The organism is Sphingobacteriaceae bacterium (assembly GCA_002319075.1).
In the GTDB taxonomy this organism is placed as follows: Bacteria; Bacteroidota; Bacteroidia; order B-17B0; family Aurantibacillaceae; genus Aurantibacillus.
In genome coordinates this window covers 1311238-1327796 of sequence record NVQB01000001.1, presented here as the reverse complement: position 1 = coordinate 1327796, position 16559 = coordinate 1311238, and the positions used below count along the sequence as shown (strand labels likewise).

The window sequence follows — 16559 nt, the reverse complement described above, 5'->3', positions numbered from 1 at the left end:
TTAAGGCATTTTATTTAAATTCTCCCATTTCACTTTCCAGCTACCGTCTTTTGGAAAACCGGGATTTTCAATTTTTGAATTTTCTGAACCAGCGCACATCAGTGCTACAGCTGATAATAGTCCGCCATTTCCGGGCAAATAGATGGTCAGGCGTTCGTCCTGGTAATTATGGCCATTGGGTAAATAAGTGTTGGTTTGAACGTTCATAAATAACGCATCCAAAGCCTGCTTAGGTGAGTTTAGTCTCACAGCTGTCATCGCCACTAAGGGAAAATCCCAGCCCCAGGTGTGTTCCCAGGTCCATACTTTATCTACCCAATTAAATGTACGGTGCATTGCGGCGGTATCTAAACCGTTAGAGGGCGGAATTGTACTTAAAGCGGCAAGAACCGCAGGATGGTCGATTAAATACTTACTGTCAGCAGCGTAACAATCGGGCACACTTTCTGCTGCTAAATACACACCGTTTTTTTGTGGAAGAGGAGCTAAGGCTTTGATAACATCGTCCCATTCTTTTTTTCTTTCCAGGCCTGATAGTATCCGCCATTCCTGCGCTTTGTTCAGGGCCCAGTGCCAGTAAGCCAGCTCATAAGTGGGGTTATAAGTGTCTGCTGCATTAAAGCATTCCTGTGCCGGAATTAAACCTTTCCCTAAATTGTAGTGTTTTTTTTCCTTGTCATATTGAGGAAATGACGCCATGAAATCTGCAGTAGCAAATACCAGTTCTTTATATTTGTCAAGGGTTTTCTCATCCTTCCTGGTTTTATAAACCAAATCGGCTAAATAAATAAGGTGAGGTTGTTGCCAGATGAGCAGCGCGCCTATAGATGAAGGACTTTCGTTTCCCGCATTGTCCGTCATTTTTTGCCAGCGTGCGCCTTTGTATCCTTGTCGTTTAGCAATTTCCTGCGCTCCTTTGTAAGCTGCAAAATACCATTGCATACTTTTTTCAAGTAAATCAGTACGGTTCCAAAGTGCAAAATGCGCGGCATGCCACCAGTACATTTCAAGGTGAGGTTTACCATACCAGCTATTGTATGTTAAACCGGTTTCCTGTGGTGGACAATTACCCGCGCATTGCACTTTGGTAAGATATTGTGAAAGAATAATTCTGCGTTCAAGTTCATTGGCTCTGGTGTCTGTGCTTCCACTAAAATCAATTGCTCCGCCTGATTGCCAGAATTTTTCCCAACTTGTTTCACTGCTTGTTTTTGCAGAAGCGAAATTGTCAGTGTTTTGAAGTTTATTGTTTTTTGTAAAAAGAATAGTGCACTCAAAGGTTGCACTTGAGGCATCAGGACTAATACTGAAATAATGTTTAGATTTTTCGGTTAGTTCGGCTTTATTTGACCAGTTTACGTTCAGAAAATAAGTGCTTGTATCTAAAGTATGTTTAATTATGCCGCTGTTTTTTTTGTTGGTGGTTATTTGTGAGCTGTGTTTTTCAGCATCGCCATAATAAACACCCATATCTGAAAATTGAGCAGTTGGAAAGGGGAATTTGATATTAATCTTTATTTTTCCTTGTTGTAATAAATTTGAATTTATTTTAAAACCTATTAAATCTTTTTGCTGATGTCCGTAAGTAGTAACTTTTATTTCCTCTCCTTCTACGTTAAAAGTACTTGATAGTTCTCCCGACCAGGGATCAAGCGTCTGCGAACAATCTGTAAGGTCTTTGAGTTGAATAAGAGTGCCATCTTTTTTGTAAATATCCATTCCGATATTTGCCAATTGTAAACGATGAGCGTTTTTACGAAAATACTCGCAGGCATCTTTTCCTCTCTGCTCTTTTAATTGAACGGAGTAGGGAATTTTACGGTTATCTAAATCGTAATACCGGAAAGTTTCTTCAAACTTATAGTTCTCCGTATTAGGAAAGCTGTGCCATCCCCATTCTGACTGGGTTCCCAGCGGTACTCCGTTTTGGTATTCTTTAGGAAATGTTTGCAAACCTGTGATGTCTGCTGTAAAGGCGAACTCGCCGTTGCCCACTGTAAGAGATGAAAGAGTATCTGGTTTTTTTAATTCAACTCTATGTCTTTGAACAACTTCTTTCCGGTTTATTTTTTCCTGCGCAAAAAAATGCCCGCTAACAAAAATAAAAATAAGTAAATAGGCAATGTGTTTCATGCTTTTCAAATATTGGTATTATTAATCAAAACACTGTCCTGTATTGTCTGTTTTTTTAAGAATTTAAATAGTTTAGAAAGAAAGAAAACCCCGGAGCAGATTACGGTCTTGTAATCCTAAAATCACTAACATTTTAATGAATAAAAAACAATAATCTGATCCCGGATTTAACGTTTTAATTTATAGATTTCGGTACCTGCAAGTAAGAAACATCCCAGGCCATAATCTTCAAAGTCCGGAACGCTTGTGTAAGTTACAGGTTGCCCGTCTTTCGGTTCTTTCCCCGTTCCCTGAACATACCCTAAAAAACCATCAGCATGAACGGCATCTTTTACAATTGTATTCCATGATTTTGCAATAACAGGTAAGTATATTTTTTTATCAAGTAGTTTATTATTTATTCCCCAGGCCATTCCATAAATAAAAAGCGAACTTCCGGTAATTTCTTTTCCTCCGTAATTTGTTGAATCGTGCAGGCTGGCGGTCCAAAGTCCATCGGCGTGTTGTATAGGCAATAAAGCGCCCATCATATCTTTATAATCCTGTAAATACTCTTTATAGTGTGGATCTGATTTTGGTAATTTTTCTAAAACGCGCACCAGTGCGGCAACTACCCAGCCATTACCACGACTCCAGTAGCAGTCTTCACCGTTAGGCTCTTTATACGGAGGAACAAAATCTTTATCTCTCCACCATAATTTATCGGCGGCATTATATAAGCCATTTCCTCCATGTTTATACTTTGCAAAAGCATAGAGTTTGTACATTTTATTAAAATAACTCGTGTCTTTGTATTCCACACCAAGTCGCACAAAAACAGGCATTGCCATTTGAATAGCGTCAATCCAGTTCCAGTCATCTTCCTTATCACTTTTAACCATAAGGTCAATAGATGCTTTTATGTCCTTAATGCATTCTGGTTTTTTGGTTAGTTTATAAACATCAAAGTAAATTTGTCCGCAGCATTGATTATCAGCATTACGGGTTTCTACTCCTTTGCGAAGGCCCCATTTATGAGCTTCGCCCCATTGTACCGCGTAATCAAGGTATTTCTTCTGTTTGTCTGTTTTATAAAGTTCCATGAGGCCTTCATAATAAACGGCTCTTGTCCATATATTGCTGGGGCGGGTAATTTCTTTTACGGTAATATCTTTTCCTGCGTCCGGCCATTTTGCCATGAAATACGAATTGGCAAGTTGCATAGAGGATAATACTTGTTTTTTATCGGGAAGGGTTTGCGCATTCAGGGGAATAGATCCGGAAAAGAATGTGATGAAAAGAAAAGCGGAAACTATTTTTTTAAAATTAAGCATAGAACTATTAAAGAAAGAATTAAAAAATAAAAGTGTGTGAATTGCTTCACACACTTTTTATAAAGTTAAAAATTTGACTATTGGTAACCAGGATTTTGTGAAAACTCTCCTTTATTTGTTACAGCATCAATCTGACTTTGAGGAATCGGACGAACTATATGATAAGATTGAATTTTTGCGGCCACATCCGGATTATGAGCCTGAACGCGGCTAACTAAGGTATTAGTACGTTTTAAGTCAAACCAGCGCAATTGTTCACCTGCAAATTCACGGGCTCTCTCATCCAGTATAAAATCAAGAGTTACGTCGGCTGCTGTTATATCAAGAACATTAGTCCCACCAGCCGCTCTTTGTCTCACTGTATTAATTGCTGTGGCTGCCGCAGCCGTGTTACCCAAAGCTAAATTTGCCTCTGCAATAATCAGGTACATTTCCGGCAGCCTGATCACATACGCATCTCTCGCACTTTGTTGTTCGTTAACTGATGTACGTGTTGGATCCATGAATTTTTTCAAAGCCACATACTGTAATCTGTTTTTCGCAGACCCGTTTGCATTGTATACAACATCTCTGTCAAATGTTTTGTACTTGGTTGATTTTACAGCTATCGATTTTTTTGTCGCGAAAAGCGCCGTGTCACCAAGTGCCATACCTGCTGGGCGTGTAGCCGAATTAGAATACCAAACCTGGTTAAATGAGGCGTCGTAACGTGTGTCGCCGGTAGTAAATAAATCAAGTAAAAAGCGCGAAGGCATCCAGCGATTGTATGGTCGTCCGCCATTTATATCTCTTGCCATCCCAGGTTGATCATCATATTTCATAACAAAGAAAAGATGACCATTGTTACTTCCATTACCGTCGCCGGTTGGGTAGTTTACAGGATCAGTACGGTCGTTTAATAATAAATTAGAGGAGTAATTTACTGCATACACGATTTCTTTATTTTGAAGATTTGACATTTTCCAGAGATCAGCATAGTTTGGTAAAAGGGAAAAAGTGTATTTGGTAATCACGTTATTTGCGTAAGTAATTGCATCTGCGTGACGTCCGCGCGTTATACACATCCTTGCCATAAAAGCCTCGGCTGCTGGTTTTGTTGCTCTGCCATAGTCTGCAGTTGTGTTTGGCAATCCTGCAATAGCATCAGTAAGGTCGGCAAAAATTTGCTCATAGAATTTTTCAACGGGGGTCTTGTTTGCAGTCGTAACAATACCTTCGGTAGGCACAGTACTAAAATTAACGCCGCCCCACATCTCTACTATATGCCAATAATAAAATGCTCTTAAAAATTTTAATTCAGCGGTACGTGTTTTAATTAGAGCTGCACTTAATCCTGAACCGTCAATTTTTGCAAGGCCGGTGTTACACATATTCACCGCAGCATAAAGCTTCGACCATTCAGTAGTAACCGGCTCGCTTACACCTTGTAAGTTTGTGTATTGCGTTAATTCAGGATACTGATCTGCAGAGCCACTTGCCCAAAGGTCCGTGCCCATTTCTGAGATAGCATACCCCTGAACTTTTCCGTACCACCAGCGCTGGAAGGAATAGGCTCCGTTTACCAGGCTCTCAAAACCTGCCGGAGTGGTATAAACACTTTGATCTGTTAATCCGCTTGGATTGTATTCTTCAAGTTTTTTCTTGCAAGCCACAACTGATATTGATAGAATTGTGATTAATAAACCTGCTTTTATATATGAATATTTCATAGTCTTTATTTTAATGCTTTAATTAGAAATCAATATTTACACCACCAATGAATAATCTTACTAAAGGATTATTTAACGAGCCGTTCATTTCCGGATCATAATTTTTGGTCTTGCTCCAGGTGATGAGATTTTTTCCTGTTACGTATACTTTAAGTCTTTCGATTTTAACTTTTTGTGTAATTCTCGTCGGGAAAGTATAGCCAATTTGAACATTTCTTAACTTCACAAAAGAACCATTCATATAACCAATAGTGTTATAGTATTGAAGGCTGCTATAAGTTAAGTTAGAGTTCGGACGAGGAAGATCGTTTGTTGGATTTTCAGGTGTCCAGTAATCAAAACCATTCATGTTAACACTGTTCCATTGTACGCGCGGATCGTAAAGATTCCCGGTGTTGTTTAAATAAACTTTTTGACCAACACGTGCGTAGATGTAAAAACTCAAATCAAATCCCTTGTATTTGAATTCAGAATTAAATCCACCGCTCCATTTTGGAACCTGCGACCCAAGAACAGTACGGTCATCAGTATTTATTTTGCCGTCACCATTCACGTCTTTCACATGAATATCTCCGGGTTTTTGTCCAAATTTAGCAGCCTCATCTTCCTGACCTAATTGCCAGATGCCAACCTTTTGGTAATCAAAAAAGGTGTTAACGGGTGAACCAACTACTAAGTATTGTGGATTTGAAGATGTTCCGATATTTAAAATGTTTACACCGCCAACAAGTTCTTTAACTTCTTCTTTATTTTTCATAAAGGTAACAGTAGTACTCCATTGAAAATTTTTCTTTTGGATATTCACTGAAGTTAACGATAGTTCAATCCCACGGTTACGGGTTTTTCCAACGTTTTCAGTTACGGCGCTTACACCGGTAGAAAGCGGAAGAACACGGTTCAATAATAAGTTGTTTGTGTGTGTGTCGTATACATCACCCGTAAACTGAATTCTATCATTCAACATTCCTATATCAAGTCCGATATCTGCAGTTGCTGATTTTTCCCATTTAAGATCGGGGTTACCAATTTGTGAATTGTAAACATATCCGGTTGCTGAATTATCACCATAAGCAAAAGGAATTCTGATTAAAGTGTTTTGAGAAGAATAAGCAGCTACTGAGGCATTACCCGCTAATCCATAACTGGCTCTTAATTTAGCAGTGTTGAAAGTTTTCTTAGCTCCTGCGAAGAATTTCTCTTCGCTGAAACGCCAGCCCGCAGCTACTGAAGGAAAGTAATCCCATTTGTTGCCTTCAGCAAGAACAGATGCTCCATCGCTGCGCATGGTAGCTGTTAACAAATACCTGCTTTTAAAAGCGTAATTAACGCGACCCGCGAAAGACACTAATGCCGTTTTTGAATAACCACTTGCAATGGCTACGTTTTGAGTGTTGGCACCAACATTGTAAAATAGCTGTGAGGCTACCAATTGGTTTTGACCCTGCGCATTCATAGTAACCGTTTTGTTTTGGATCAATTCTGTTAATGCAGTAATTCCAAAAGAATGGTTTTTAATTTCTTTGGTGTAATTTAAAATTCCCTGCCAATCAAGATTATTATTGTTATTGTTTGTCATACTTGATTTTGAAACCGTACCTAGTTGGCCAACGCTAAATGCTCCGGCATACAAGCCTTCCTGTGCAGAGGTCATATTTAACGACACATTTGTTCTGGCCGTGAATCCCTTAAATGGAGTTAATTCAGCGTAAACAGTAGGAAAAATTCTTAAAGTGTTGCCAAGGTTGGAATATACATTCGCTTGCTCGTCAGCTAAAGGATTTGGATTGGCTCCTGTTCCGGGATAATAAATTAATGTTCCTCCGTCGTCAAAAGCGGGTCCTAGTGGTGTTGTACCAAGGGCTTTTGTCATAGCATTCGATCTCTTACTTTGGTCATAATAGGTTATCTGTGTTTGTGTTCCAACTTTGAAATACTTATTTACAGAATAATCCAGGTTAACGCGACCGGTGTAGCGTTTCAACTCGTCTAATTTCACAATGCCTTTTTCTTGATAGTAGTCTAACGAGAAATAAGATTTTAATTTGTTTGTTCCACCTGAAATACCAATTTGATAATCTTGTTGCAGGCCGTTGTGTACTAATTTGTCAACATAATTTGTTGAAGTGCCATCGGCAATCCAGCCTAATTCAGCACCGTTAAAAATTTTAGGATCATCTGCAACGCTGTTCCATATTCCGTTAGTACGGTAGGCTTCACGGCGAAGCGCAATGTACTGCTCACCGCTCAAACCTTCCGGCATCCCTTCCACCTGCGAAAAACCTGTGTAACTGTTAAAGAACACTTTTGTTTTTCCCGAGGCACCTCTTTTGGTAGTAACGATAATAACACCGTTTGAACCGCGTGATCCATAAATAGCAGTAGAGGACGCGTCTTTTAGAACTTCCATACTTTGAATGTCGTTAGGATTGATATCCTGGATGTTCGAGTATTGAACTCCGTCAACTATATATAACGGTCCGTTACCTGCCGTAATCGAACGGTTACCACGAACGGTTACATTAACCGCCGCGCCGGCCTCTCCACTTGTTCTCGTAATATCCACACCGGCAACTTTACCCTGAATAGATTCCATAATATTGGCAGTCGGAACTTTTTTGAGTTCGTCGGGTTTAATGCTTGCAACCGATCCGGTAAGATCACTTTTCTTAACGGTACCATAACCAACCACAACAACGTCGTCTAAAATTTTTGAGTCGTCTTCCATTACAGGGCTGGCAGAAGATTGCAATCCTACAACAACTTCTTTGTCGGCATATCCTATGTAAGAAAATATGAGTGTAACATTTGCAGTATCCGGAACTGTAAGGGAATAACTTCCATCCGGTCCAGTTTGTGTTCCAACATTTGTTCCTTTCTGCTTAACCACTGCACCCACGAGGGTGTCATTACCGGCGCTTATAAGGCGGCCCGTAATATTACGTGTTTGTGCAGTAATTAGAGATGCAGTCATTAACAAGAGACATGTTAATGCGGCTCGATTTAGTGTGTGTAGTCGTTTTCTCATTAGTTGCTTTGTTTAATTTAGTATTTTTTTTTGGTTGTTTTTTTAAGTAAGTATTCACTTACTCGATAACAATTGTATGACATTTTTGCCCCTATTGTTAAATAAACTAAAAGAAAAATTGCGCAATCGTTGCCGGAAACGTTTGCGAGTTTGCGGTCCGGGCAAAGTTTTGTAACTATCGGAGCTTATAAAATAAAAATTCGGCTTTTTTTGAATAGATTTGAGTAACAAAAAAACGACTTATCCGAATGGATCGTAAACAAAAAATCAGTGAAGTGGCGCTTAATCTTTTCGCGCACAAGGGCTACAGAAGCACAACCACACAGCTTATAGCCCAGGAGGCTGGAGTTTCTGAAGCATTGATTTTTAAACATTTTGGAAACAAAGAGCAATTGCTCACTTTCATAATCAAAAGTGGATACAAGCGTGTGATCGAGCAAAATCGGGGCATGATGAAAGAAAGTGATCCGCGTAAATTTATTTTTAACATCATAGAATTACCTTATAAACTTGTTACAGAAGAGCCTGATTTTTGGGAATTACAATCCAGGCTTATGTTCATGGATATTTCCGGCAAACAACACGCTGCTTTTATCAAGCCCGTGTACGCCCTGCTGGTTAAGGCTTTTTCAGAACTTGATTATAAAAAGCCGGAAAAAGAAACAGAACTTTTACTCCTTTTGGTAGATGCTCTTTGGAAATTAAAAATTACGCAACCTGCAGAAATAAAAAAAATGCAAGCGTTCATCAAAGAAAAATATTCACTTTAATTTTTTATCTATTTGCCCTGTATTAGCACTGCTTTCCCTGTTTTTGTTTTACTTATTACAATTTTTGTGTATACTTGTTTAAAGTAATAGACATGAAATTTGAGACCATAACCATTAAGGATATTGCAAAGGCACTAGGGTTGTCAATCTCAACAGTATCGCGGGCCTTAAGAGATAGCTATGAAATTAGCGCCGAAACAAAACGCATAGTTACAGAGTACGCCCAAAAAATGAACTATAAGCCAAATCAGATTGCACTGAGTCTGAAGGAGCGTTCAAGTAAGGCTATTGGAATTGTTGTAAGTGAAATTGCAAATAATTTTTTCTCCCAGGCCATTAACGGAATTGAATCCATCGCCTATGATAAAGGATACAATGTTATTATCACACAAACCTATGGCTCATACGAAAGAGAGTTGATTAACGTAGCCCATCTTGCCTCTCGTTCTGTGGATGGCCTTTTGGTTTCCCTTTCTTCGGAAACCACCAACGTAGACCATTACCAGGGATTGCACGATAAAAATATGCCCATCGTATTTTTCGATTGTATTGCAAATGAAATAAAAACACATAAAGTTATTTCTGATAACGAGCAAGGAGCTTACGACGCAGTAACTCATTTTATTAAAAATGGCTACAAAAAAATTGCTTTTCTGGGAAATGCCCCGCATCTTTCTACCATGCAAAACAGGCACGCTGGCTATTTGAAAGCGCACCTTGAAAATAAAATTGTCCCTAACCCGGATTACGTGAAATACTGCGCACATGGTGGAATGGTTCTCAATGAAGTTGAAAATTCATTACAGGAACTGTTCAGTATGAAGGTGAAGCCGGATGCAATTCTTACTTGTGGAGATAATTTAACTACGAGAACGCTGCGTTATCTAAAGGCCAATAATATTAAAATGCCCGACGATGTGGCACTGGTTGGATTTTCTAACCGCGATTTAAGTGAACTGCTCAACCCCTCACTATCTGTGGTGCATCAACCCGCCTTTGATATAGGACAAAATGCTATAAATCTTTTACTTCAGTTAATAGCCAGTAAAACCAAGCTTGAAAAATTTAATTACAACGTTTTACCCTGCCAGTTATTTGAACGCGAATCTTCATTCAAGAAAAAGAAAAAATAATGGATGCAAAAAGAATGTTTGAGCTGATAAAGGTGAATGAATACTCATCCACTCCTAAATATCTTCAGCTCTATAATTCTATATTAGACGGTATTGCTTCTGGTTCCATTAAGAAAGGCGATCTTCTTCCTTCTATCAACGAATTAAGTTTTCAACTTGAAATTTCGAGGGATACTGCCGAAAAAGGCTATAGATCGCTGAAACAAAAAGGCGTACTGGGCTCCGTTCCGGGCAAAGGCTATTTTATTGAGAATACAGATTTTACAAAACCAACACGTATTTTTTTATTGTTTAATAAACTCAGCGCGCACAAAAAAATCATTTATGATTCCTTCGCCGCAGCAATGGGCGAAAATGTTTTTATAGATCTTTTTATTTATAACAGCGATTTTGGTTTGTTCAAAAAAATACTCGCCAACGCTAAGCAGGATTATTCTTATTATGTGATCATTCCCCATTTTATTGAGGGAGGTGAAAATGCACATGAAATTATCAATACAATCCCCAAAGGAAAATTAATTATATTGGATAGATCTATGCCCGGCATTAAAGGCGAGTATGGTGCTGTCTACGAAAATTTCTCCAAGGATATCTATTCTGCGCTTACAAAAGCTGAAACACGCCTGAGAAATTATTCCACGATAAAAATAATTTTTCCCGAAAACAGTTACTATCCCGAAGAAATTATTGAAGGTGTAAAACGCTTTTGTGCAGAATTTAAATTCGAGTGTAAAGTAATTCCTTCTGTAACGCATGAAACAATTAATAAAGGCGATGTTTTTATTAATTTAATGGAAGATGATCTGGTGGTCTTAATCGAACGCATTATTTCTCAGGGCCTTCATATCGGAACAGATATCGGAATCATTTCTTACAACGAAGTGCCTCTGAAAAAAATAATCCTCAAAGGAATAACAACTGTCTCTACAGATTTTAAACTCATGGGCGAAACGGCCGCAAAGCTTGTACTTGAGCATTCTACAAGCCAGGTCGAAATCCCCTTCGCTCTTATTTTAAGAGAGTCTCTTTAAATTTTAATTGGTGTTTTTTCAAATTTCGGTTGCAATCGATGCCGAAAACGATTGCGTAATTAATTCCATTCGCTTTGTCGTCATCGCGTTTTTTATTCTGTAACATTGTTTTTGAGCGTTGCAATCTATTCCCGAACCAACGTTAAGAAATTGTAAGGTCAGGCCGGTTCAGGATAGTTCAGCAGGTATAAAAGGATAATTTCAGGTTTAGCTAAGCTGAATAATTTCTAAGCTGACGTTCGCAAACCAAAATTCAAAAATTGAAATCATGATAATAAAAGAAAAAGTATCCTTCGAAAAAATATTCGTATCGGAAGATCAGATTCCCGCTGAATACCGTTTGAATGAAGAAATTAACCAGAATGAATTCCTCATTAACGGGGAAATGAAGAAATGGTCGGGAGCTACGCACAAAGTATATTCACCCGTTTGTATCAGAACAGAAAAAGGTTTAGAACGTAAACTCATTGGCACCTATCCTATTTGTGGCGAAACTGAAGCACTCGAGGCTCTGGCCGCAGCAGAAAACGCGTACGATCACGGGAGAGGCGAGTGGCCTTCAATGAGTGTGAGCAGCAGAATCAAATGCGTAGAGAAATTTGTTCATCATATCATAAAGAAAAAAGATCTTACTGTTAAACTCATTATGTGGGAGATCGGCAAATCGTACACCGATTCTGTAAAAGAGTTTGATCGCACCATTGAATACATTTACGCTACGGTTGACGCTTTAAAAACCATGGATCGCCAGGCCTCTAACTTTGCCATTGAGCAAGGCATAGCCGGACAAGCGCGCCGCGTTCCCCTGGGAGTTGTACTCTGCATGGGGCCATTTAATTATCCTTTAAACGAAACATATACAACGTTAATTCCCGCTATCATTATGGGAAATACTTTGTTATTTAAAACACCAAAGCATGGAACGCTTTTACATTACCCTCTGCTGGAAGCATTTAAAGAGTGTTTCCCAAAAGGTGTGGTAAATAGTATTTATGGAAGAGGTGCTGATATTGTTCCTGTATTAATGAAATCTGGTAAAGTAAATGTTCTTTCGCTTATCGGTTCTAGCCGCGTAGCTAATGATATTAAAAAATTACATCCAAAAGTAAACCGTCTTCGCGCAGTATTGGGATTAGATGCTAAAAATGCAGCAATCGTTTCTAAACATGCCGACTTAACACAGGCAGTACAGGAAACTATTTTAGGGGCTTTGTCCTTTAACGGTCAGCGGTGCACAGCTCTCAAAATTATTCTGGTACATCGTTCTCTGGCTACCGAATTTATTAAGGGACTTAATGAAGCTATCGCAAAATTAAAATATGGAATGCCATGGGAACCAGGTGTTAATCTTACTCCACTGCCTGAGCCCCATAAGCCAGGATATTTGAAAGAATGTATCGACGACGCGGTGGCTCACGGAGCAAGTGTTATGAACGAAAACGGTGGCGCAACTTCTGAGTCGTTTGTTTATCCTGCCGTTGTATATCCGGTAAATGATAAAATGAAATTATACCACGAAGAACAATTTGGTCCGGTAATTCCAATCGTTCCTTTTGATGATATAAGCGAAGCTATTCAATATATGATCGATTCAACTTACGGGCAACAAATGAGTTTGTTCAGTAACGATTCTGCAGAAATTGCACAGGTTATTGATGTTGCTGTAAATCTTGTAGGTCGTGTAAACATTAATAGTCAAAGCCAGCGCGGACCCGATTCTTTTCCTTTTACAGGCAGAAAAGACAGTGCTGAAGGAACTCTTTCAGTGCATGATGCTTTACGCGCTTTCTCCATCCGTTCACTCGTAGCAACCAAACTTACAGATAATAATAAAGAATTGATCAACGATATTATCAGTAACGAACGTTCAAATTTTTTAAGTACAAAGTTTATTTTCTAAAGCAGTCATTAAAAAATATGTTTAATTCAAGCAGACTTATAAAAAACACGCGCCTCAATAAATTGTACAAACAAAATCTTATTGATTTAAGTCAGTCGTCAAAAATCTGGGAACTAAGTTTTACAGGCGAGACGTTGTGGAATGGCCGCGAAATTAAATTTATAACACTGGCAGACCAGTCCAAAAAATTGGTATTGGCTCTGGAAGCAATCGAAATAAACAGTTCGGTGGAAACTCAGATAGTGAAGATGTTGACGCGTTTAGGGAAATTAAAACAGCTGCCATCACTTTTGGTTTACGACCACTCCGCATTTATTTCTATAGGTCTCGACAAATGGTGCAGAGAGCATTCAGTAAAACAAATCTACTTATACTCCGGTCACACCACTCCTGGTTCTTATCTGGCCAGGTATGCACGCCGGCGAAATGCCGACACACTGCTGTCTTATAACCGTTCAGCTCCTTTAAGTTTTAAATGATTTTTTGTTACTTGTCGCTTAACGCTCCCACAATTTGCTCGTAATTTTTTCTACGTTCAGAATCGTGCATTAAAGATTTTAGCCAGAAGGAAGCCGTTTTAAAATCTTTCGCATTGATATACATCGCAGCAAGATTTAATTTAGGATCGTCGAAACGGGGGCTAATACGGGCAGCCTCTTCGTAAAGTACTTTAGCCCGTAACACATCATTGGTATACACGTAAGACGATCCCAGATCATTTAAAACATTTTTATTGAAGGGGCTTAATTTATAGGCAGTTATAAAATCCTTCTGGGCATCCTCAAAGTGTCCAAGCGCCGCTTTTGCGTTGCCGGTATACCAGCTAACAGGAACGGATGTAGCGTCAATCGTGTAGGCAAAAGATTGAGCACTGTTACCTGAACTTACAACGTTAAGAAGTTGATTGGTGCTTTTGTAGATCAGTAGCCTTCTCATAAAAAATTCACCTTTAAATCTTAAGAGTCCAATACTAAAAATAAAAATAAGTAAAACTGCAGTAATGGCCAGATGACTTCTGCCAATTCTAATAGTGAAATAGAACCTTGGTGAACCCTGCGTTTTTATAAGATAATAGGCAAATCCTAAAATGAGATTGATCCAGATGCCATGTTCGATGCGTTCTTTAGGGAAATCAAAAAATGAAATGGTGTAATAGCCGCTGATAAAAGCCACGCAAACTAAAATATCAAGTTGTAAGTTCTTATCGGTACCTGGATAGAGTACGCGAAGAGTTCTGACTAACAGGAAGAGTGTTGAGAACAAAAACAGTAAAAATAAATTGAAGCCCACAAGCCCTGTTTCCGAAAGTATCCACAGAAAATCATTATGCGGCCTTTGATAAGTGTAATTTAAATCTTCTCCACGCCATAATCCGCTTAGAGTAGCATCTGGAAAATGAACCTGCCAGTTTCCCATCCCAACGCCCGCCACAGGTTTTTGCTGAATGAGATGGTAGGTCTTATCCCACATGATTAAACGTTCTTCTTCTAGTTTAATACCCGTAAGTGCGTTTAATGAATCGGCCTTCGAAGTATAGTGTACACTTTTTTGAATGATAGGTTGTAAAAGTCCTAAAAAGAATAGGTTGGCAAAGCCAATAGTCAATGCTAAGACCACAGCTAAATTTAGTTTGTGCTTTGAGCTTTTAACGCTTTTAGAAAACAGATAGAAAGTAATAAAAACTAAAAGAGCGATTCCTGATCCTGTCCACACAGCTTTTGTTCTAAGAAAAAAAAGAAGGCCCAGGTTAAGTGCAATGCAAATGCCCGCCATTAACTTCCATTTTTTTTCAAGTTTATAAGTTGCACTTATTAAAAAGAAGAGATTCAGAAAAAGAAAACTCGAAAATAAATTTTTATGACCTTGTATACTTTTAACCTGATACAGAGACTCCTTATCCAGGTTTTCCAATCCCGAAATTTGAAAAAGAGCAAAAAGAAAAATAAATACAAAAAGAATAACAGAAACTTTAAGAAGAGATTTTATGAAGAAGGTATAGTCTGTTTTTAAACTAAAATAAGTCAGTAGAAAAACAAATAAATTCAAAAACTGTTTAGAAGATTCAAATATGGCCTCGGAACTTGTTGTGGACCACAAGAACGAGAGACAGCAAAACAAAGTGTAAGAGGCATAGGAAAGAAGAATGAGATCAACTTTTACAATGAATGAACTATTAACCTTATAAAAAAAGTACAAGCTCAGAGCTGCAAAAATTACCAGCGCTATGAATCGCGGCATCAATGTTGGATCCAGAATAAAAGGGAAGCCAATTACAGAAGAAATTACTATGCCAAGTAGGAAAAGTTTTGTCCGCACTGCTTGATTCATAAATCCGATTTAGTGTTTAGTCAGTAAAAATAAAAAAACCGGCCTTAACCGGTTTTTAAAATTAAAATTAATATTTATGGAGTGACGACTATTTTCTTTTTCTCAGTTTTGCTGACCACAAAGTAGATTCCTGCACTTAAACCGCTAATTGCAGTCTCAGAACTTGCGTTTAGATGAAGTGTTTTAACCTGCTGACCAAGTTCATTAACGATTACCACGTGGGCATCTGTTTCAGATTTCAACTTAAAAGTTCCATTGCTTGGATTAGGATAGATGTACAATCTGGATTTTTCTTCGGTGTAATCATTAATTCCTGTGCAGGGATTTACAACCAGGGAAACAACACTTGCCGTACTCTGACAACTTCCCGTTCCTGTGCCATTTACGGTATAAGAGGTGTTTTGGGTAGGTGAATAACTCGATGAGATGGAAGTTAAAGCCCCATTAACCGAATAACTCAAAGCAGTTCCACTCAGATTTAAAATACTTTTTTCTCCTTTACAGATAACACTTGGTGTAAACATAGCACTAACGGAAGGTGCTGGAGTTACTGTAACTAAAAAATAGTTTGTAGTGGTACAAGGACCAAAAGAAGTAAGAATTGTATAGTTTGTTGTAGCGGGAGGATTAGCAATCACACTTGGCGAAGAGGTGGAACTAAGCCCCGTTGCAGGTGCCCAGAAGATTGTTGTTGAACTTGACTGAAAAAGTGTAGAGCTTGTGGAGCTTGCGGATATGTTTCCCGAACCGCCCTGGCAAAGTGTGCTAACACCTGAAAAAGTTACAGAAGGCGTTTCAAATACTTTCACAACAAGCATTATGGGAGAGCTAACGCCAGATCCGTTATAAGCCACACACATGAGGGTAAAACTGGCCACGCCTGAAGTTGTTGAAAAGGAAACGGATGTCGATGAGGCACTTGGACTCGCGAAAGTTGCCGAGCCGTCCGACGCATTAAAAACTGTCCAGTAATAAGACGTTGGGTTGTTGCTTGCAGTAACGCTGTAAACGGCAGCAGCTATATTACCAGTGGAGCAAACTATTGTCTGCCCCTGAACAGCATTGATTACCGGCGCCTGGGAAAAGGTAATTTGCACGTTTACAAATTGCAGAACCAGAATTAAAAAAGAAAGTTTGTAGATTTTTTTCATAGTATTTGGGGTTAGGGTATGGGAGCAAATCTACAAAAAAATAATATCCGTTTTACAGAGAAATTC

11 protein-coding genes are annotated in these 16559 nt (G+C 38.7%); 5 read left to right on the top strand and 6 right to left on the bottom strand.

All coding sequences use genetic code 11. The features are described 5' to 3' along the window. From CNR22_06015 to CNR22_06000, 4 genes are all read right to left on the bottom strand, one after another. The gene (locus CNR22_06015) at positions 1-2133 is read right to left on the bottom strand and encodes a hypothetical protein (GenBank protein PBQ31336.1); all 2133 of its coding nucleotides are present in this window, start codon (positions 2131-2133) and stop codon (positions 1-3) included. Positions 2134-2300: 167 nt separating this feature from the next. Then, entirely contained in the window at positions 2301-3446 is a 1146-nt protein-coding gene (locus CNR22_06010) for a family 88 glycosyl hydrolase (GenBank protein ID PBQ31335.1), read from the bottom strand. Positions 3447-3523: 77 nt separating this feature from the next. Then, positions 3524-5155, bottom strand: a complete 1632-nt coding sequence (locus tag CNR22_06005; GenBank protein ID PBQ31334.1) for a RagB/SusD family nutrient uptake outer membrane protein — start codon at positions 5153-5155, stop codon at positions 3524-3526. Positions 5156-5177: 22 nt separating this feature from the next. Beyond that, positions 5178-8180 carry a SusC/RagA family protein gene (locus CNR22_06000; GenBank protein ID PBQ31333.1) on the bottom strand — a complete coding sequence of 1001 codons (3003 nt, stop codon included), beginning with the start codon at positions 8178-8180 and terminating at the stop codon, positions 5178-5180. A 248-nt stretch (positions 8181-8428) separates the two neighbouring features. Here CNR22_06000 and CNR22_05995 point away from each other — a divergent pair, with 248 nt between their 5' ends. The 5 genes from CNR22_05995 to CNR22_05975 all read left to right on the top strand — a co-directional run bounded on the left by CNR22_05995 (position 8429) and on the right by CNR22_05975 (position 13493). Further along, positions 8429-8950 carry a TetR family transcriptional regulator gene (locus CNR22_05995; protein ID PBQ31332.1) on the top strand — a complete coding sequence of 174 codons (522 nt, stop codon included), beginning with the start codon at positions 8429-8431 and terminating at the stop codon, positions 8948-8950. Between the two features lie 92 nt (positions 8951-9042). Then, positions 9043-10083, top strand: coding sequence for a LacI family transcriptional regulator (locus CNR22_05990; protein PBQ31331.1), 1041 nt, complete (start codon positions 9043-9045; stop codon positions 10081-10083). Beyond that, positions 10083-11114 (top strand): transcriptional regulator, encoded by a 1032-nt coding sequence (locus CNR22_05985; GenBank protein PBQ31330.1) that lies wholly within the window; start codon positions 10083-10085, stop codon positions 11112-11114. The genes CNR22_05990 and CNR22_05985 overlap by 1 nt, the downstream gene beginning before the upstream one ends. A gap of 268 nt (positions 11115-11382) precedes the next feature. Further along, positions 11383-13014, top strand: coding sequence for an NADP-dependent glyceraldehyde-3-phosphate dehydrogenase (locus CNR22_05980; protein PBQ31329.1), 1632 nt, complete (start codon positions 11383-11385; stop codon positions 13012-13014). Between the two features lie 17 nt (positions 13015-13031). Continuing rightward, on the top strand, positions 13032-13493 hold the full coding sequence (locus tag CNR22_05975) for a hypothetical protein (GenBank protein ID PBQ31328.1): 462 nt from the start codon (positions 13032-13034) through the stop codon (positions 13491-13493). A 7-nt stretch (positions 13494-13500) separates the two neighbouring features. Here CNR22_05975 and CNR22_05970 read toward each other — a convergent pair whose 3' ends face one another. Continuing rightward, positions 13501-15342 (bottom strand): hypothetical protein, encoded by a 1842-nt coding sequence (locus CNR22_05970; protein ID PBQ31327.1) that lies wholly within the window; start codon positions 15340-15342, stop codon positions 13501-13503. Positions 15343-15416: 74 nt separating this feature from the next. After that, the gene (locus tag CNR22_05965) at positions 15417-16493 is read right to left on the bottom strand and encodes a hypothetical protein (protein ID PBQ31326.1); all 1077 of its coding nucleotides are present in this window, start codon (positions 16491-16493) and stop codon (positions 15417-15419) included. Positions 16494-16559: the final 66 nt, after the last annotated feature.